The 18830-nt window shown below is 46.6% G+C and carries 17 protein-coding genes and 2 pseudogenes; 2 read left to right on the top strand and 17 right to left on the bottom strand.

The features are described 5' to 3' along the window. The 8 genes and pseudogenes from BLT91_RS19405 to mdcA all read right to left on the bottom strand — a co-directional run. A pseudogene (locus BLT91_RS19405) lies at positions 1–209 on the bottom strand (IS5/IS1182 family transposase); the annotation flags it as partial. Further along, a complete protein-coding gene (gene madL, locus BLT91_RS33955) occupies positions 136–615 on the bottom strand; it encodes a malonate transporter subunit MadL (protein ID WP_090823913.1) in 480 nt (159 codons plus the stop codon). The gene madL and the pseudogene BLT91_RS19405, both read right to left, overlap by 74 nt. A gap of 87 nt (positions 616–702) precedes the next feature. Next, on the bottom strand, positions 703–1641 hold the full coding sequence (gene mdcH, locus BLT91_RS19395; RefSeq protein ID WP_090823911.1) for a malonate decarboxylase subunit epsilon: 939 nt from the start codon (positions 1639–1641) through the stop codon (positions 703–705). 30 nt (positions 1642–1671) lie between these two features. After that, positions 1672–2271 carry a malonate decarboxylase holo-ACP synthase gene (locus tag BLT91_RS19390; protein WP_090823908.1) on the bottom strand — a complete coding sequence of 200 codons (600 nt, stop codon included), beginning with the start codon at positions 2269–2271 and terminating at the stop codon, positions 1672–1674. Further along, positions 2262–3977 (bottom strand): biotin-independent malonate decarboxylase subunit beta, encoded by a 1716-nt coding sequence (locus tag BLT91_RS19385; protein ID WP_090823907.1) that lies wholly within the window; start codon positions 3975–3977, stop codon positions 2262–2264. The genes BLT91_RS19390 and BLT91_RS19385 overlap by 10 nt, the downstream gene beginning before the upstream one ends. Further along, positions 3974–4267, bottom strand: coding sequence for a malonate decarboxylase subunit delta (locus BLT91_RS19380; RefSeq protein WP_090823905.1), 294 nt, complete (start codon positions 4265–4267; stop codon positions 3974–3976). Before BLT91_RS19380 ends, BLT91_RS19385 begins: the two co-directional genes overlap by 4 nt. Further along, positions 4242–5138 carry a triphosphoribosyl-dephospho-CoA synthase gene (locus tag BLT91_RS19375; protein ID WP_090823903.1) on the bottom strand — a complete coding sequence of 299 codons (897 nt, stop codon included), beginning with the start codon at positions 5136–5138 and terminating at the stop codon, positions 4242–4244. The genes BLT91_RS19380 and BLT91_RS19375 overlap by 26 nt, the downstream gene beginning before the upstream one ends. Positions 5139–5148: 10 nt before the next feature. Further along, a complete protein-coding gene (gene mdcA, locus BLT91_RS19370; RefSeq protein ID WP_090823901.1) occupies positions 5149–6816 on the bottom strand; it encodes a malonate decarboxylase subunit alpha in 1668 nt (555 codons plus the stop codon). 152 nt (positions 6817–6968) lie between these two features. On the opposite strand from mdcA, the gene BLT91_RS19365 reads away from it, so the two are divergent. Continuing rightward, a complete protein-coding gene (locus BLT91_RS19365) occupies positions 6969–7847 on the top strand; it encodes a LysR family transcriptional regulator (RefSeq protein WP_090823898.1) in 879 nt (292 codons plus the stop codon). A 285-nt stretch (positions 7848–8132) separates the two neighbouring features. Next, positions 8133–9212 carry a lactonase family protein gene (locus BLT91_RS19360; RefSeq protein WP_090823896.1) on the top strand — a complete coding sequence of 360 codons (1080 nt, stop codon included), beginning with the start codon at positions 8133–8135 and terminating at the stop codon, positions 9210–9212. A gap of 500 nt (positions 9213–9712) precedes the next feature. Here the strand turns inward: BLT91_RS19360 and BLT91_RS19355 are convergent, their stop codons facing one another. From BLT91_RS19355 to BLT91_RS19320, 9 genes and pseudogenes are all read right to left on the bottom strand, one after another. Continuing rightward, positions 9713–10810 (bottom strand): mandelate racemase/muconate lactonizing enzyme family protein, encoded by a 1098-nt coding sequence (locus BLT91_RS19355; RefSeq protein WP_090823893.1) that lies wholly within the window; start codon positions 10808–10810, stop codon positions 9713–9715. A 24-nt stretch (positions 10811–10834) separates the two neighbouring features. After that, positions 10835–11614, bottom strand: a complete 780-nt coding sequence (locus tag BLT91_RS19350) for an SDR family NAD(P)-dependent oxidoreductase (RefSeq protein ID WP_090823891.1) — start codon at positions 11612–11614, stop codon at positions 10835–10837. A 152-nt stretch (positions 11615–11766) separates the two neighbouring features. Beyond that, entirely contained in the window at positions 11767–12948 is a 1182-nt protein-coding gene (locus tag BLT91_RS19345) for an ABC transporter substrate-binding protein (RefSeq protein WP_090823889.1), read from the bottom strand. Positions 12949–13029: 81 nt separating this feature from the next. Continuing rightward, the gene (locus tag BLT91_RS19340; protein ID WP_090823885.1) at positions 13030–14001 is read right to left on the bottom strand and encodes an alpha-L-fucosidase; all 972 of its coding nucleotides are present in this window, start codon (positions 13999–14001) and stop codon (positions 13030–13032) included. Positions 14002–14141: 140 nt separating this feature from the next. Then, a complete protein-coding gene (locus BLT91_RS19335) occupies positions 14142–15827 on the bottom strand; it encodes a type 2 periplasmic-binding domain-containing protein (protein ID WP_090823883.1) in 1686 nt (561 codons plus the stop codon). 48 nt (positions 15828–15875) lie between these two features. Then, positions 15876–16778, bottom strand: coding sequence for a carbohydrate ABC transporter permease (locus BLT91_RS19330; RefSeq protein WP_090823881.1), 903 nt, complete (start codon positions 16776–16778; stop codon positions 15876–15878). A 16-nt stretch (positions 16779–16794) separates the two neighbouring features. Beyond that, positions 16795–17718, bottom strand: a complete 924-nt coding sequence (locus BLT91_RS19325; RefSeq protein WP_090823879.1) for an ABC transporter permease — start codon at positions 17716–17718, stop codon at positions 16795–16797. A gap of 113 nt (positions 17719–17831) precedes the next feature. After that, entirely contained in the window at positions 17832–18032 is a 201-nt protein-coding gene (locus BLT91_RS30815) for a hypothetical protein (protein ID WP_141225036.1), read from the bottom strand. 24 nt (positions 18033–18056) lie between these two features. Next, positions 18057–18761 (bottom strand): annotated as a pseudogene (locus tag BLT91_RS19320) (IS6 family transposase). Positions 18762–18830 lie beyond the last annotated feature (69 nt).

Below are 18830 nucleotides of genomic sequence, written 5' to 3'. Positions count from 1 at the left end.
ATAGATTTTAGTAATAAATACTTAAACATACGAATAGGGTCGATAGCGTTTCGACCGTTATCCAAACAATAATTTCTCTTCAGTTCATCGTATACAAACGAGAAGTCAACGAGTTCTTCAATCTGTCTCAGTAAATTATCCTTGGGAACAACTAAGTTGTAAATCTCCATATATGGACTTAAAATCATCGACTGTTGGTTTTTGATCATCGTAATCACCCGCTAAGTATAATACCTTAATTATACAGAAAAAAAGGTACAGCCTCCTCAAAAAATTGAGGAAATCTGTACCTTTGCTGGACTTTTTCAGTGGCCTCGAGATGGCTGCAAGTATAGCCACCGGGCCGCCTTTTAATGCCGCTAATACGTTTTGTTGTGCTGCCATAGCTACTACAATGGGAATGTACATGCCGCTCCAAAACTTTAACCCTTCTTGGGATGTTAACGTGAGTTTATTTTTTTTCTTCAAATAATCCGTAATGAGCAATAGCAGTAAGATAGCGATGCCTACCCCGCCAATGTTGGCATTAACGCCGAGTAACTTACCTAATAATTCCCCTACAAATACTCCTACTAGCGTGCTGATCGATAATAAGGCGACTCCATAAATAACCATTAATAAATCCCTCCTATTTTGTTGAACACAAACACACTGCAAGCGCTACCAATTTGTTATAGAATGGTTTGAAGGGTTTTCACTACATTAAGCTCTATCATATCCATGCTCCCGGTTAACCAAGTAAACTGCCGAATCGAGCCTTGTCTTTTCCAACGCTATCGATTGGACAGACGGCAATGCCTGATGAGCAAGGCTCGTTAGTATATGACCGGGTGGCATTTCGAGAAATAAACGAACACCAAGCTCGCTCAAAAGAGTCGTAGCTTTATGCCAATGTACAATGTTAGCTACTCCGCAAGCAAGATCATCTCGAATCGCGGCCGCCTTTCGCAATAATCGAGCGTTCGTGTTCGCTATATAAGGAAATCTAGGATCCTTGAGCTCAATCGACTCCATAGACCGTTTCAATTGATGTGAAACAGGGTTGAGCAGCTTGCAATGGGAAGGAACCGGAACATGGAGAAGCTCGGCTTTACGCGCTCCGATCGCACGCGCTTCGCTCAGCATCCTTTCGAGATGTTCGAGTTTGCCAGCAATGGTGATTTGTTGTGGACTGTTGAGGTTAGCGATGAACACTTCTTTATCCTGTTTAGATGCAGCTGCCACCATGGAACGTACCTTCTGTTCGTGTATGCCAACAATGACCCCCATTCCATACCCGGAAGGAAAGAAATTCTCCATCAGACTGGCGCGTAATTTGACCAGATATAATGAATCCCTGAAATCAAGCGCTCCCGAAATTACAGCCGCACTAAACGCTCCTACCGAATGGCCTGCCACGAAATCGGGTAACGCACCATCCTGCAGCAGCGCGCGACCCGCAGCGACTCCCGATACGAGAAGAGCGAGCTGCACTGAAACGGTTGAAGACAAAGCAGCGGAATTATGTAAGGAAAGCACGTCTTGCTGGAGGATTGACGACGCTTCATCCATGGTTGCCTCGACAGCAGGGTGTACGGGCAGACTCTGCAGCATGCCGGGAAATTGAGAGCCTTGACCCGGAAATATGAAAGCCACAGTCATTCCCTTCACCTCCTGCCCAAGGATTCTGTACTAAACAAGGTCCCAAACTCGTTCGAGCAGAATGGAGCCTGCAGCTCTCGCATATTCCACTAGTGAGACTGCGCCAAATGGCGTTTCAAGCTGAACATCTATTCGAACCGGAAATTGCTCATGGAAATTGATTAGAGCCTGCGCAGACACTTTTTCCAAAGGCTTCGGCGCGCGGAGAACAATGTCGATATCGCTTCCTTCGTGGACTGTAAGAAATCCGGTAGCTAGTTCAAATCCAATGCTGCCGGTTGGTCCCCACGAAAAGGCATAGGACGAATAGAACGCGGTCAGCTCATCTAGAATCTCCAACGCTTTCATCTTCGAGCTCCGTGGACTTGTTTTCCACCTCAATTGAGAAACGAGAAGCTCCGGTTCAACCTTCTCTAATATCGCATCCATTGGTAAATAGGCTGGAAAACGTAAGCTGCGCGTACTCCCGCGAATACCTACCGGCACCATTCCACCCTTTATAACATCGCGTCGAACAACTACCCAATTTGCCCGTTCCAAAGTGTTATGTACCCAATCCGGAATCGGAATATCGCTAACGAGACAGCTCACGGATTCCACCTTTAACAAATCGTGAACTTTTACCTCCATTGATCCGCTAATTTAGAACGGACTGTGATAGAGGCGTTTCGATTTCTCTTGGCTTCCTCGGACAGAAGACGGCTGCCCAAGTCCGACGGACATGCCCGTGAAGCCGAAATGGCGTCCGTCAACAGCTCCCATTTAACCTTATCTATATCGGTTGGCGTCGGTTGGTCAGCGTTGATGCCGCCGGTCAAACTGTGCAAGGCACCCAAGGTTGCAAACGATTCGATGTCATAAGCGATTGCAGGGATCTCTCTGGCCGCTGCCTCCAGATCTTCCATACTTCTTTTTGTAACTCTTGCCGCTGATTTCCTGGACATAACCTGTACCGATACACCGGGGTCGTTCAGCGCGACTAAGCGGTTGGCCTGCAATCCATGTGCTAAAAAAGCACCGGATATGGCATTTCCAACAATTAGCGCAACTACAGGGTGCCCCGCCAGGCGTGCGCTGGCGTATGCATCCGCCGCAGCCGCGCATGCCAAGTAAATGCCTAACATTTCCTCGCGATACCCATAAGCTTGACTAGGAACATCGACGATAGCCACAATCGCCCGGTGTTTCCCGTCTTTATCTTCTTCTATGGCTTGACGAACGTAACGGGCAATCGTCCAGCCTTCATCCAGGCCTACTTCGCCGTTTCGGGCGCGATAAAATCGATTGTTCGTATTCGGAATAACAGAAATATAACGCACCCGCTCGTTCCCGATATCCGAATCTGCGCAAAGAACAGAGGGAGCTCCGTTTTGCAGCGGTTTCCCATTTCCCGTCAATGCTTGAAACCACGTTCTACCCCTGCTTAACGAGCTATCTGGTGTTGATTGGCGCCAATGCTCTTCCAATGTTTCAAGCTGCTTTTCATCGGCATCAAGAGGAGTCCGGCTCCACAAAGTTCTAAGTGTTTCCGGGCGGATCGTCAGCTCCGTTCCGATTGCCGTTAGCCGTGAAAGAAACGCATTGACTTGAGCACTGCGAGGATTAGCAAGCGATTTGTTCTTGTAGACATATCGTACCGAATGACGAATGTTATCAACGTCATCTTCAATAAGCATATCAGCCATTCCGGTTTCATAGCGCTGTTCGCCGCCGACGGTTTGCCAAATCAACGGTCGGTTTCGCGAATCCCACTCCTCAATTCCGGCTTCCTGTTCGATCACCTCAGGCCCATTTAATTGAAGCCTGCCTTGTCGGGTCATGATTAACGCACTGCAAAGTCCGGCCGTAATGGACATTCCCCCAAAGCAGCCCAACATGCCGGCGATGACACACACTACAGGCTGATAACGGCGTAATGCGACAATTGCCGCGTGTATCTCCGCAATCGCGAGCAAGCCATAGTTGCCCTCTTGCAGCCTGACTCCACCTGTTTCCAGAAGCAATACAGCACGAGTGGGTATACCTTGCAAATTGTCTTGGAGAGCCAATTCCAGTGCCCCCGCGATTTTCGCGCCTGACACTTCACCGATTCCGCCACCCTGAAAATCACTCTCTATTGCAGCAATAACTGCTGACTGGCCTTCGATCGTACCTCTTCCAATGACAACTCCGTCATCACTCTGCGGTACGATTCCTTGAGATACAAGATGGGGGGATTCCATCTTCTCGAATGGACCCAGCAGCTCCCTGAATGTGCCCGCATCGAGAACCGACTTGGCTCGCTCTCTCGCACTTAGCTCGATAAAACTATCTCTGACCTTAATGTTTGTAGTCATGATTCCAACACCTCTATAGCTTGAGCTAATCGTAAAGAGACGACCCCAGGTGTAGCCCCAAAATCGTTTATTTCTATTTGAGCAGCTATTTCATACCTCTGAAAGAATCGATTCATGACAGCTTTCCACGTATCGCCAAATCCGTCTGATTGCGTACGGATTTGAACTTGAGCTGTCCGTCCTGCCACAGGCTCAATCAGGATTTCCAAGTCTCCCGACCCTGCCACACCAACATGGGCGTTTCGGGAGATGGATAGCTTGGCATTATACTGAAACGTCAGCAGTTCCATGCAAAATATCCCCCCCAATTTTCTCGACTTGCAGCGATGTGATACTGAGGCAATCCAAAAACAGCGTGGCGGCCAGCAAATCTGCGCTACCGCCGGGTGAAGCATTTCTCACAAGAAGATCTTGATCCAGTCGTTGCAGCGCTTCCCATCCGGAGACGGAAGAGGCTCCGCCGAAATCGAGCACTTTCCGCGCACCAAGCTTTGCTATCCGTAACGTTTCCATGCCCCCACGATGAATCAAACAAGTATCGTCTAGGCAGGCCATAATCGCAAGCAATGCGTTCAATCGTGCTTGCTCCTCAGGGATACTGCGCCTGCGGGAGTCTCGCAACACGGGGAGTCCGACCTTCACAACATGCGGAAATCCATCCATCGCTTCTCCACGGGCACCTTTTACACCATATGTTTGCATAACTCTTGCACCATTTGAGCCTGGCGTTAACGCATAGCGGTCTGGAAATTGAGCTAAGGTCCCAGCTATGTCAGCTATTCTCTCCGGGGTTTCGCCGATGCTGCAAATAGCCGCGCTAGCAGTCAGCAAGCCTAAAGCCCAAATGGCACCGCGATGCGTATTTATGCCTCCAGTCGTCTGCAGCATATGGCGTTCTCCTTCTCGCCCTATCCTTGCCAGCGTTTCCCTCAGCTCTTGTGTCGGCTTTCGGCCATAAGCTGCTAGGCCCATTGCCGCAAAAGCGCTATGCAGCGATCGAGCTGAAGCGAGCATCAGTGAAACGTCCATATCCTTATGACTGCCCGAGGACTTGAAATCTACCAAACCAGGCTTAGGAGTCAACATAGCTTCATCTAATAATGCGGCTACGGCAATGTCGGCCAGCAACTGTCCACATTGTTCCGCATTTCTCCATAACATGATCTTTCACCTACCAGCTGCGAAATTTTCCCGGCGGTTTATAAAGCCCATCTGACCATTCCACAAGCTCTTCAACACTTTTAGCCGCAAGTAATGACCGCTTGGCGTCCGTACGGCGAACACCCAAATCCTCCGGGAACGCGATCAAACCGTCTTCCCGTAATCGCTCGTTTAGAGACAGATTATGATTACGTCCCAGTGGAGTAACGCCGGCGATGGCAGCCAAAGCTAACTTGCGCTCTTCCAAATTGTTCGCTTTATACAAATAGGCGATTCCTTCTTCTGTAATCACGTGAGTGACGTCATCTCCGTAAATCATAACCGGAGCCACAGGCAAATTTGCATCCTGCCCTACTGCGATTGCATCCAAGGACTCTACAAATGTCGGCTGGTCACCCTTTTGGAACGTTTCAAACATTTGGACTACCAGTTTTTTTCCTCGGACGATAGGACCATCATTGGTAATCATATTTTGCCAGGCCGGAGACGAATGTCTACGCCCATGAGGATCATTGCCCATATTAGGCGCTCCGCCAAACCCTGCTAGTCTTCCCAAAGTCACAGTGGATGAGTTACCTTCTTCATCCATTTGGAGCGTTGACCCAATGAACAGATCGACACCGTACAACCCGGCCATTTGGCAATAAGCACGGTTCGATCTGAGGCTGCCATCCCGTCCTGTGAAGAAAATGTCCGGCCGGGCGGCAACGTATGCTTCCATACCGACTTCCCCGCCAAAGCTATGGATACTCTCTACCCAGCCGCTCTCAATAGCCGGGATAAGGGTAGGATGCGGATTCAGCGCCCAATGCTTGCAGATCTTCCCTCGCAGCCCCAGCTTTTCTCCGTACGTAGGAAGCAGCAACTCGATAGCTGCTGTATTAAATCCGATGCCATGATTGAGCGACAGCACTTGATGCCTCTCATAGACGCCGCGTATCGCCATCATGGCCATTAGGATTTGTGTCTCCGTAATGAGACGCGGGTCTCTTGTAAACAATGCCTCAAGCTGATAAGGCTTCTCCGCTACCACGACGACATCTACCCAGGACGCTGGAATGTCCACTCTGGGCAGCATATCCACGATTTCATTGACCTGTACGATGACAATCCCGTCGGAAAAAGCCGTCGCCTCCACAATCGTCGGGGTTTCCTCCGTATTGGGTCCGGTATAAAGGTTTCCGGCGCGGTCTGCTTTGTCTGCGGCGACCAAGGCGATATTAGGAATCAAGTCGATAAACATTCGGCCGTACAATTCCAAATAAGTATGAATAGCGCCGACATCGATCAAGCCATCTTCCATCATTTGCGAAATCCTCAAGCTTTGGGGTCCCGCGTAGCAAAAATCCAATTTGCGCGCAATGCCTTTTTCGAAGATATCAAGATGTTCAGGTCGGGAGATGCTGCTGATGAGCATATGCAGGTTGTTTACTTTACCGATGTCCAGTTTGGAGAGCACGCCTGAAAGAAAGGTGGCCTGCTTTTGATTGTTTCCTTCTAAGACTACCCTATCTCCCGGACAAATCAACGATTCCATTGCATCGATAATACGATCCGTCGTAAGGATGGGACCATCCAGCCATGATTTCACCGAGCTCATGCGGCGGCTCTTATCATCTCGTCTCTTTGTCCATTTGTGCTCTTCTTGCCATTGTTCCGCCACATCTACAACCTCCATAACGGATTACAGGACAAAAGCCTGCTAAGGAACGTCTTTTATACAAGTTTTAGAAAACGCTTGCAATTTCATTTTAACTCTCGTATATGTATAATGTGAAATATATAAATTAACATATGTTATATAACTAAATATATATATGAGGGGCGTTTATGGAATTATCGCAGTTACAATATTTTCGGCATGTAGCCCGAACCGAGAACATAAGTAAATCCGCCTTAGAGCTTCATATCTCTCAACCGGCACTCAGTAAAATGATTTTTATCCTGGAAAAGGACTTGGGAGTAAAGTTGTTTGACCGTCAAGGAAAGCACATCAAGTTAAACCATTTTGGAACCATGTTTTTAAAACGTGTGGAAGTCGCTTTGGGCGCATTAGAGGACGGTCGCAGGGAACTTGAAGATGCAAACGGCCGAATGATAGGGACACTTCATTTAAGTTTTGATGTAGCCTCTCATATCATGCCGGATCTGTTAAGAGAATTTCGTTTCATTCATCCCGACGTTACTTTTCATCTTTTGCAGCACTTTAGAAATCCTACTCAAACGAAATTCGACTTCTGCATTACTTCATCGCCGGTTGAGTTAAGTGGTACAGCACAAATCGAGCTGCTCAGGGAAGAGGTTTTTCTGGCCGTGCCAGAATCGCATCCCCTTGCTTCGATGAAAACAGTTCGTTTGTCCGATGTAGCGGAAGATGGTTTTATTACGTTAAAGCGAGGAAACAGCCTTCGTGAAACAACGGATGCTTTTTGCGCACGAGTCGGATTTAAGCCGCGCATTATTTTTGAAAGTGACGACCCGGCAATGGTACGAGGATTGATTCGTGCGGGCCAAGGAATAGCCTTTGTCCCGGCAATCACATGGAAAGGCACCACCGACTCTTCCGTTGTTTTGCTTCGTGTTACACATCCGGAATGCAAGCGCATTATCGAGCTGCATTGGATGGAGGATCGGTATCTTTCCGTAGCCGCACAAGCTTTTCGTCAATTTACGAAAGAATACTTCTCCAGGCTTGGACAAAGTCTATAAACTGGTTACCGCAACCAGCTATCGTCAAACCTGTTCGCGAATATACTTCTACCGATTCATCTTGGCAACAAATTTGGCGATTTTTCGGTTTTTTCATAAACTATCCACCACCAGGTCACGATACAAATACCCCCACAAACTTGCTGCGGGGGTATTGTTCTAGGCTCTGATGAATAATATTAAACGTTAGCATAATTTAAAGCGGAGCAATGAACCATGTGGAAATAACCCCACCAAAAATTTCCGGAAAGAGCAAAGAACTGCTTGAAGGAGGAGAGTCATAAAATGCCGAGGATGGTTTACATTATGACCAATAGGGAAGCAATGAATGAAGTCATTGCTTTTTACCGGGACACGAAGGGAATACTCACCTTTATGGGTTCCTACCCAACATATGGAAGAGGTACGGGTACAAGGATAGTGACACCTGTAGCACCAAATGATGGCATCGCTCCCCTTTCATCACAAGGCTCACTAACTTTGTCACGTGATGGACGTTTCCTTTTTGCAGTTAATGCAGGCAGCAATAGTATCAGTAGTTTCGTCATAACCGACAGCGGAGCACCCATTCTCGCCGATGTGAAGCCATCGGAAGGTGCTCAGCCAAATAGCATAGATGTGTTCGGTGATATTCTCTATGTTTCCAATGTAGGTAATGCCGCTAACAATTTTGCATCCAATATCACTGGTTTTCGCATAGATAATAACGGACGTCTTACTCATATTCCGTGCTCCAACCATTCTTTTAGTATAATCAATGCTCAGCCAGCCCAGGTTTTATTCACTCCTGATGGTAGTAAAATCGTCGTATCTGAGTTTACTACAAACCGTCTCAGTGTATTCCATATTAATGAAAATGGTACAGTTACAGGACCAATCATTAACGATTCTAATGGTATGAGACCGTTGGGCTCTTGTTTCTTATCCTCAGGACTCCTTTTAGTTACGGAGGTACAATCTAGCGCGCTGTCATCATATTCAGTGAGCGACAACGGGATTCTTAATGTTATCAGTGGCTCAGTGCCGAACGGCCAGAAGACAGCTTGCTGGGTTACAACAACGAGGAATGAACGTTTTGCATATACCACCAATACCCTTAGTGGCACAATATCCACTTACCTTATAGATGGCAGCGGAGCGCTGACAATTGTCGGGCATATTACCAGTACACCAGAAGGCACACCTACTGGCCTGCCAATAGATGCTGGAGTGAGTAAAGATGGATACAATTTTTACACCCTTAACGGTAATCAGGGCACAGTCTCAGTATTTAATATCAAAGATGATGGTAGTCTAGTCAGATTGCAGGTTGCCGCTTCGACCCACTACCCGTATTTTGGATCGCAAGGTTTAGCTGTTCTTTGATACTAATTGGTCCATCAGCTTCTTTTTAATCATGTCCAAGGGATTGTATAGATAGAAAAGATTGAATGATTATTATTAATTACATTCGCTCTAATTGGAATGTTTAAACCCAGATTAGCCTGGTTTCTTAAAGGGTTTGAGAATATAAAAATGTTGAACCGAGTGAACTAGGTGTGTTTTCCTGGGTCTGCTTTAATTTGCCCTTTTTTAAGAACCAGAGCTTTTTAATAGTTTTTTAACCGGTTTCTCCAAAATTAATTTATATTTTAGAAAAATAAACTCTAATTCAGTCTACAAATTCCTTAAATGGTACTCTAAATGACCCTTTAAACGATATCCAATTTATTTCATGAGAGGACGTAACGTGAAGATAAATTTATTGTCGAAACTTCTAAATTTATTCTGCTTGTACTTTCCCTTCACCTGGCATGTGCCTTCATACTTCATAGCTGCCTGCTGGTGCGAATTTACCTTCGAGTAATATGCGCCCCTATCGTAGGTTAGCGAACGCGGTATTCGTCGAAAAACTTTGAAATAATCTCCGTGGATGCACCGGGCATTTCGGGAAGGATGTAGTGGCCGTTCCGGACAGTCGCCGGCTCTACGAAGATGTCCCGAATCCACGGAATGTATTCCAGCATGATCGATCCCTGGGTTGCCGCGACCAGATGCTGATGAATCTGCCCCATATCCCCTACATGCGGACAAATCGGAATGTCGTAAGAAGCGGCCAGTCCCGCTACCTGAAGCCATTCGGTGATACCAGCCACTCGTGTAACATCGACCTGGCAATATTCAATCGCGCCGGAATGAATGTAATCCCGGAAAGCGTATTTGTTATAAACATGTTCGCCAAGCGCTATGGGCACGTTCAACGCGTCCGCCAATTTTTTATGCCCCATGATATCATCCGGATTCAACGGCTCCTCCAACCAAAACAAATCGAACTCCTCGAGCTTTTTGCCCCATGTCATTGCCGTGTTGATATTCCATTGCTGGTTCACGTCGATCATGAAAATGACCTCGTCGCCGATCGCCTTCCGGACCGCCTTGACCCGGTCGTAATCCTCATGCGGATCCGTTTTGCCTACTTTGATCTTGACGCCGGTGAAGCCCTGTTCCACAATGTCTGTAACATCTTTCAGCAACCGTTCCTTTGACCAGTTGAGCCATCCGCCGTTCGTGTTATACGCCTTAATGCCCTTCTCCTTATGGCCGCCCAAATACTGCCACAGCGGTTTATTGGATGCCTTCGCCATAATGTCCCAAAGCGCGATATCGACCGCAGCCAGGGCCATATGGGTTATGCCGGAGCGGCCGATCCAATGCATCTTTCCAAAACGAAGCGAATCCCAGATCGCTTTCACCATAAATGGGTCCTTGCCGATCAATTCGGGCGCATAATACCTTTCGATTGTTTCTACGATCATGTCGTCCCCATGCGCGCAAGTACCCGTATATCCGTAACCGACAAACCCCTCGTCCGTAAAAATCCTCACGCCGGCCAGACCCCAATGTGTTGCCACGTTGATGGCATCAGTAATCGGCGGATTTATTGGAACGTGCAGCACAAACGGTTCAACTTTTGTTATTTTCATTGTCATCTCTCCAATGTAGCGAATTTAATAACCTAGGGAAGCGCCTCCGTCCACGGGAAGCGCCGTTCCGGTAATAAATGCCGATTGACTGCTTGCCAAATACAATACCACCTGCGCCACTTCTTCCGGTTTTGCGGGACGTCCTAACGGATGCATGTCATTTAAAGCCTGAACCGTCATCGCCGGATCGTCTTGCATTTGCGTCCATTCCTGTAACAGAGGCGTCATAACTCCAGCAGGGCATACGCAGTTGACACGGACACCATCGGCCGCATAATCCAAAGCGAGCGATTTGGTCATGGCGATAACCCCGCCTTTGGTTGCGGCATATACGGGATTTTGCCGCTGTCCTACAAGGCCATTTAACGATGCCATGTTCACAATTGTTCCTTGGTTGCGCTTAATGAACGGGATTGCATGTTTGGTGACGAGAAATACGCCTTTCAAATTGACAGCGACGACTTTGTCGAATTCCGCTTCATCAATTTCTTCCAAATGCTTCGGCAAAATTACCGCGGCGTTATTGAGCAAAACGTCTATGCCGCCGTAAGTTTCCAATGTCTTCGCCACCAATAGCTCCACATCTTTCACTTTCGAAACGTCTGTTCGGACAGCGATCGCCCGCGGAGACCTGTTTAGCGATGCATGTTGATTATTAATTTCTTCGGCGACTCGATTCGCTTCCGCTTCATTCCAATCCGCAATAACGACATTTGCTCCCGACTCGGCGAACAAGCGGACGCATTCCTTGCCGATTCCAGAACCACCGCCTGTAACGATTGCTGTATGATTCGCTAATACCACTGATGCTCCTCCTTTCCACAACATGAAATCACTTGAATATTTGCATCTACTATCCGATAGTCTGTCTATAAACAAAGCATATAACGATCCCCGGACTGTGTACGCAGATCATCAAATCAGTCTCGATATCCGTCGAACGACTCGGTCACTAGTTACGGCTTCCGGTAACGAGACACAAGCCTGCTAATCTCATCATAGGCCGCCCGCAGGCTGTTCTTCACAGATAGTTCCCCTGTAATGCCCTTCTGCATGAACTGCCACAACTTCTCCTCCACATCAGGATATTCTTGAAATTTCGGCGGAATGATGACGAAATCCCGCAGAGTTTTTTCCAAGGCGTCCCACCGCTTCATTTCAATCGTGCCGGAGGAGGACGATTGCTTCATGCTCTGAAGAAGCTTAGGGCGGACTGGAATATGTCCATGTTCGGCATCGACCGACTGTACTTCCTCCGAGACGAGAAACCGCAGAAGTTCGGCTGCCGCTTCCTTTTCCTTGCAATCACAGGGAATCCCGAACGAATGACTTCCGCCGTAAACCGCGGTTTTTCCAGTCGGTCCGGCAGGCAACGGAGCCAAATCGAACCTTTCTGCTATTTTAGATTCCGCCCCTGCATATAAGCTGTAATACCCCGGCCAGTCCGTCACCATCGCGCAGTGTCCATCTCGAAAGAAAGACGAAGCCTCATCGTAATGAAAAGATGGTAGTTCTTTCGGTACCAACCCTTCTTCAAACAACTGCCTAAGCAGACTCAAGCCCCATTCGCCGGCATTAGAATCGAAAGCAGGCTGCAACTGTTCATCGAACAGCTCCCCCCCAGCACTAGTCAACAACTCGTAGAAGGTTCCGAATAGGCCCGATTCCCTGCCGGTAAACACGAATCCAAATCGACCGGCTTTGCGAAGCTTCTGGCTAACTTGTACTAATTGCTCCCAGGTAAAGGGATACTGGAGTCCAAGTTCTTCAAACCAATCGCTCCTGTAATATAACAATCGAACATCCACGTTTCGAGGAAACGACATCAGTTGTCCTCCGATCGTTGCCAATTCCCTCAGCATTGGATTCAATTCATCAAGCTCGAATTTGGAAAACAAGGAATCAAGAGGCATCAGAAACGATTGCGACGGAGCATATTTCGTATGCGTAGATACAAGATCATAGCCGACACTGCCAGATTCATGCCTATTTCTCAGGTGTTGGTTCAACTCCGGATGAGAGCCCTTAAATCCGATGTTCACTTTGATTCCAGTCTGTTGCTGAAATTTATCAAGCTCCCGATATAAGGGATCGTACGCCGGACCTCCGATCACAGCGATGGAGAGCATTTTACCCATAATGAATCTTCCTCTTCCTTTTTATGCCTTCAAAACCTTAAGACACTCACCATTCGCAGATTCCATTCAGCGAATGTTAATTCACTTCCGATATAGCCACTTATTGGGCAAAGTCTGTAAATCCGCAGGTGGGTGGAATCTCTCTCCGATCTCTTTGAAGCGATCCAAAACATTGGCATCTAGCAATCCGTGTTGATTAGGCGCACCGTTTAACAAAAAACTACAGTTATGCTTATTCGCATTCACGATTTTATCAAGTGCCCAGTCAGCAGACTTCTGTTCCATCGTCGGATGATATGTTCTCCAGAACCAGGTGTCCGTCAAAATATTGCAACTCGCGCCCGGGCCGGCAAAGAAGTCGGCGATCTCCTGACCGGCGGCATTTTCGTAAAAAACGATGTCAGTACCGTCCAGATCGGATTCTCCACTGATATTCATCAACAAACAATCGGGCTGAAGCTTTTTCACCAATTCGTCGATTTCATTAAACGGAAGATCCGCAAAATAAGGACCTCCCCAAGGGGCGTTCCAACCGTCAATGATCAGGAACGGTAGGTCGCCGTAGCCCGTCAGCAGTTCTTCGATCTGGTTTTTGATAAATTGATTATCTTCCGGGGAGCATTTTTTCCTGCCAATCTGATGATGGAGGTCCAGCATGGAGAAATAAAGTCCGGCCGATATTCCTTCCTGTCTAAAAGCATCGAGATATTCTTTTACGATATCTGTTTTGCAAGGGGAATTTTTTACGCAATGATCGCTGTAACGGGTTGGCCACAGGCTGAAGCCTTCATGATGCTTCGCCGTCAATGCGGCAAACTTCATACCTGCGGATTTAGCGGCTCGTGCCCATTGGCTGCAATCCAACTGGTCTGGATTCCAGTCTTTGGGATCGAATGGGAATCTTCTAGGCTCATCGTTATTCTCATGCGCGAATTCCCAATCTTTGATTTCCGTATCGGCAAACTGGAAGGTAGCGCTATTAAAATGAATGAACATCCCGAATCTTTGATTGACAAACCATTGTTGCCTTTTTACCAATTGTTGATGAGCCATACAAAACATCCTCCAAAAAAGTGAAATGAAATCAGCCATAACGGAATTGCGATGACAGCATGGCTTGCTCAGCAGAGCATCCTGAAAGAGTAAGGTCAGCTATTCGCTCGTCCATACTCTCTCAGGACTGCCTGATCTACTTATTTTAACGACGATAAAAATTCAACCGTCTTCAAATCTGACTGATATGCAGAAGTATCGAACGGCGTAATCATAGCATCTTGCGAAATCTTCAAATATTCGTCCAAACCGAGCTTCTTAAAGCCTTCAATATACTCTTGCCAGTCTTTGTCCACCGATTTGTTGCCAAGGATGAACTGAGCCGTCCACTGTTTCATGTACTGCTCAATGTTCGTCTTGAGTAAAGCGAACTTCTGGTTCTGCTTATCTTCCATATAGACCGCACCAGGGTATACTTGCTTCGGCTGATGACCTGCGTAGTTCTTCATCGTTTCCAAAAGCAGCAGCGATTCCAGACCTTCAGCTGTGAATGGCGAAGCTGCTTTAACAAAGCCATTTCTCCACGTCATGTCCTGGAAGACAGGACCCATTTGGTTCCAGCCTTCGTTCTGCTTCGCACCGGCAGAATAGAACTTATCGGACTGTGTAATAAACAATGCTTGCTCACCGCTCAGACCTTTAACGCCATTCTCTGCTTTCGTCCAGTACTTGCCTTCCGGACCGTAGTTCAGCATTTGCGTGCCTTCCGGCGAATAAATGAAATTAATGAGCTTCATCAGACGAACGATTTTCTCTTCGGTTGCTTTGTTTGTCACAGCGAAGGTGAGTGTTTTGGGGCTGTTACCGCTGAAAGCCGCATATTGCACTCCATTCGGCCCTTTAAGCGGCGGAATCGTAACCCAGTTCTTGTACTTTGGGCTACCCATATCGATGAATGATCCGCTGTAGAGGAACGGAACGATACCGACTTTGCCTTGTGACGCCATTTGATTAACAATATCGCTCTTCTGGCTTAGCGCTTGCTTATCAATCAAGCCTTTCTTATACAAGTTGTTCAGGTAGGAAAGTCCTTGCTTCCAGCCATCAAGCGTAGGTGCATACTGTACTTTACCATCCTGAACGTCAAAGTAATCTGATGCATTATCGTACGTGAATGCATTCATTAAGTAAGGAATTGGATCGTAGCTATCTGAAGATCCTGTGTACGGTGTAATGCCGTTGTCCTTGAACACTTGCAGCACATGCTCGAATTCATCGGTTGTTGTAGGCATTTGCAGATTGTATTTCTCTAGCAGACTCTTGTCGATCCATGCTTTGTTCCACCAAAAACAGTGCCAGCATGTGTTGTAGCTTGGCAAGCCATATATATTGCCATCTGGAGCTGTAATGGCAGACTTCAGACCAGGAGCGCTTTTGATCGCCTTCGCCAAGTTCGGGGCGTATTGGTCAATATATTTGTTGAGTGGAACGATAATGCCCTGCTTCGAGTACTTCAGAATGTCAGATGGCGAGAAGTTCCCGCTCCAGAATACATCTGGATAGTCGCCACTCGAGAGCAGAAGCGATTGCTTCGTCGCTGCATCGCTAGAAGGCGCGATGTTGAACGATATATTCAGCTTATAGTTTTCTTTGACATAGTTAGTGAACCAGTTCATTTTCAAGTCAATAATATCGCTACCTGGTACGGCGAAGAAGGACACGTCGATGACTTTATTTTGATCGACAGCACTTGCATTGCCGGATGCCGAACTATTCGCCGCATTGCTTCCCCCATTATTGCTTTCGTTGTTCGACGAGCATGCCGAAATGACCAATAGTACGCTAATTAGTGCTGCTACGAAAACCATTTTGTTAATGCGAAGCATGTACACCCCTCCTAATTGTCTTTGAAACGACCTACGATTGGGACTGTTCTATTCCTTGATAGCCCCTACCATCACCCCCTTCACGAAATACTTTTGAATAAACGGATAAAGAATGAGAACCGGGATGCTCGAGATGACGATGACTGAGTACTTTAGCAGCGTTTTCATATCTTCAAAGTGTTTCAGCTGCTCTGCGCTTAGCGACATCGAGCTCGTGTTCACATTGTTGTTGACCAAAATCTCTCGAAGTACGAGCTGAAGTGGATACAAGCTTGCGTCATTCAGGAAGATCAGCGCATTAAAATATGAGTTCCAGTTGCCGACCGCCGACCACAGAAACAGCACCGCGATAACCGGCTTCGATAGAAACAGCACGACTCTGATGAGAAATCCGGTATCTGAGCAACCGTCGATTTGTGCCGCTTCATACAAATCGTTCGGAATCGAGGATTGGAAGAACGACTTCGCCACTATAACCGAGAAGATGCTTAACGCACCAGGCAGGATCATCGCCCAAACCGTATTCAGCAAATGCAAATTGCGTATGACCAGATAGTATGGAATGAGTCCGCCACTAAACAACATCGCAAACAACAGCAGCCAGACGAGTATATTTCTGCCAACGAACGTTTTTCTCGAGATTGGATACGCCATCATAATGGTGAGCATGACGCTAAGTGTAGAGCCTGCGCCAGTATATAAAATAGAATTCAGGTATCCTTTCCAAATTTGCTGATATTGGAACACTGCTGCATAGCCGTACAACGTTGGTTCTACTGGCAGGAGCCAGACTTTACCTCCCAAAACAGCGAACGATGAGCTGAATGAGGAGCTGATGATATAAATAATCGGGTAAGCAACGGCTATCGTAATTATGCCGAGCGCAATGTAAATGAACGTAAGGAGTAGTCGGTCTTCCCATGTTTCTCGAATGCGTATTGCTTGGTTCAAGTATGTTCCCCCTTAATCAGAACAAGCTGGAGTCAGAATATTTTTTGGCAAGCAGGTTGGTCGTAAAGATAAGAATGAAGCCAACGATGGAATTGAACAGACCCACCGCAACAGCAAAGCTGTAATTTGTATTCACAAGTCCGATCTTATACACATAAGTAGAAATGACTTCCGAAGCATCCAAATTCAGCATATTTTGCAGCAGGAACACCTTCTCGAATCCAACACTGAGCAGGCCGCCGACGGAAAGAATGAGAAGCACGATAATCGTCGGGCGAATGGCAGGCAAATCGATGTTGATGATCCGCTGCAGTCTTGAAGCGCCATCAATCTTGGAAGCTTCATGCATCTCCGGATTGATGTTCGCAAGCGAGGCTAAATAGATAACAGCGCCGTAGCCCGTTTCCTGCCACACGCCTGACCATACATACAAAGACGGGAATGCCTTCGGTTGACCCAAAATATCATAAGCTTGTTCGATGCCAAATAGGTGAGCGAATTGCCCGTAGATGCCGGTGCTAGGTGAAAGAACGATGTTGATAATGCCGACAAGTACAACGGTAGAGATAAAGTAAGGAGCGTACGTTATCATTTGAACGACTTTCTTGAATCGCTGGCTTGGTACCTCGTTCATAGCGAGGGCAAGAAAGATGGCTGCAGGCGTACCAATGAGTAAGGAGTAAACACTGAGCAGCAATGTATTACGGATTACCGGCCAGAAGAACGGTGAGGTGAAGAACATGTTGAACTGTTTGCCACCTACCCACGGACTGCCCCAAATACCTTTGACGGGACTGAACTCCTTAAAGGCAAGCTGGATACCAAGCATTGGTACATAGTTAAAGGTGATGAGAAAAATCGTCGGAAGTAGAACGATCAAATACAACTGCCAATGTCTTAGCGTTCTTTTCTTCAAACTAGCTAAATCTGGATTTACCATTCCGGAATGTCCTCCCTCTTGTTGTAAGCGCTCTTATTTTGTTTTTTATAATATATCATACACGATTTATCGTGTAAATGACTTTTTGTGACTTGATGTTAGCTGGTTTTGCGTTATTTGATGTTTGCGTTTAGCGATGAATCCGTTCGATGAATTAATTGGAATGTACTCGCTTTATGCATATCCGTACACCAGCGCGCGGCGCGATATTGTTTAATGAGCACTTCCACCGCTCGATTCGTGTGAATCATCGTCAGTGATTCGAAAGCGCAGGCTCTCGCAAATGGTTGTGTTGCAAATAATAAAACTGACAAGTATACCCTACTTTATTGGATAAACTATGCAGCCAATCCAAACAATTTATTGATCCATTCAACAACGGAAATAGCAGGTGATATTTCAACCTGCTGTTTCCTTAGCATATGAAAGGCTTCAATTCCCGCTAATGTTTCTTCGGCTGTCTGGAATGACTTAAATCCCATCATAGGATTTGTTATTTTCTTTATGAACCGATGGTCTTGTTCGACAACGTTGTTAAGGTACTTTGTTTGTCTGATTATGATTTCTTTCGACAGATCTTTCTCATCCTTTAACTGATCTATTGCGGGTGGGTATGCAGGGTTTTTATCCACCGTGATCACACGTGGAGATTGATTGTGTGGCGATGACAACGCCTTCTTGAAAAAGCGTTTCGCCGCATGAATATCACGATTTTCAGACAACATGAAATCTATCGAGCTTCCCTCAGAATCGACTGCCCGGAATAAATACTTCCACTTCCCTTTGACTTTGATGTAAGTTTCATCGACCCTCTATGAATCGTTGGTCGGTTTCAAGTAGGGGCGAATTCGTTTGTCTATTTCAGGTCCGAACTCATGGACCCATCTCATGATCGTAGTATGAGAGATATTCAATCCTCGCTCTTTCATCATTTCTGCGACATCTCTATAACTCAAACAATATTTTATATACCATCTAACGGTTAATAGAATCATACCAGCCTCGTAATGTTTCCATTTGAATACATTATCTTTCGATTCCATACTGATTCGTCCCATCCCATGATTTCATTTTTCTCTATGTTATCACGCTTTGGAATCTTTGCACCACAA

The organism is Paenibacillus sp. yr247 (assembly GCF_900103825.1).
Taxonomy (GTDB): Bacteria; Bacillota; Bacilli; order Paenibacillales; family NBRC-103111; genus Paenibacillus_E.
This window is presented reverse-complemented; position numbering and strand designations above follow the sequence as displayed.

What these genes read in the sequence shown, in the direction of transcription:
- BLT91_RS19365 (WP_090823898.1), top strand. Translation starts at nt 6,969, where the DNA reads ATGGAATTATCGCAGTTACAATATTTTCGGCATGTAGCCCGAACCGAG.
- BLT91_RS19380 (WP_090823905.1), bottom strand. Translation starts at nt 4,267, where the DNA reads ATGGAACTGCTGACGTTTCAGTATAATGCCAAGCTATCCATCTCCCGA.
- mdcH (WP_090823911.1), bottom strand. Translation starts at nt 1,641, where the DNA reads ATGACTGTGGCTTTCATATTTCCGGGTCAAGGCTCTCAATTTCCCGGC.
- BLT91_RS19325 (WP_090823879.1), bottom strand. Translation starts at nt 17,718, where the DNA reads ATGGTAAATCCAGATTTAGCTAGTTTGAAGAAAAGAACGCTAAGACAT.
- BLT91_RS19360 (WP_090823896.1), top strand. Translation starts at nt 8,133, where the DNA reads ATGCCGAGGATGGTTTACATTATGACCAATAGGGAAGCAATGAATGAA.
- BLT91_RS19375 (WP_090823903.1), bottom strand. Translation starts at nt 5,138, where the DNA reads ATGTTATGGAGAAATGCGGAACAATGTGGACAGTTGCTGGCCGACATT.
- BLT91_RS19390 (WP_090823908.1), bottom strand. Translation starts at nt 2,271, where the DNA reads ATGGAGGTAAAAGTTCACGATTTGTTAAAGGTGGAATCCGTGAGCTGT.
- BLT91_RS19345 (WP_090823889.1), bottom strand. Translation starts at nt 12,948, where the DNA reads ATGGGTAAAATGCTCTCCATCGCTGTGATCGGAGGTCCGGCGTACGAT.
- madL (WP_090823913.1), bottom strand. Translation starts at nt 615, where the DNA reads ATGGTTATTTATGGAGTCGCCTTATTATCGATCAGCACGCTAGTAGGA.
- mdcA (WP_090823901.1), bottom strand. Translation starts at nt 6,816, where the DNA reads ATGGAGGTTGTAGATGTGGCGGAACAATGGCAAGAAGAGCACAAATGG.
- BLT91_RS19355 (WP_090823893.1), bottom strand. Translation starts at nt 10,810, where the DNA reads ATGAAAATAACAAAAGTTGAACCGTTTGTGCTGCACGTTCCAATAAAT.
- BLT91_RS19340 (WP_090823885.1), bottom strand. Translation starts at nt 14,001, where the DNA reads ATGGCTCATCAACAATTGGTAAAAAGGCAACAATGGTTTGTCAATCAA.
- BLT91_RS19335 (WP_090823883.1), bottom strand. Translation starts at nt 15,827, where the DNA reads ATGCTTCGCATTAACAAAATGGTTTTCGTAGCAGCACTAATTAGCGTA.
- BLT91_RS19385 (WP_090823907.1), bottom strand. Translation starts at nt 3,977, where the DNA reads ATGACTACAAACATTAAGGTCAGAGATAGTTTTATCGAGCTAAGTGCG.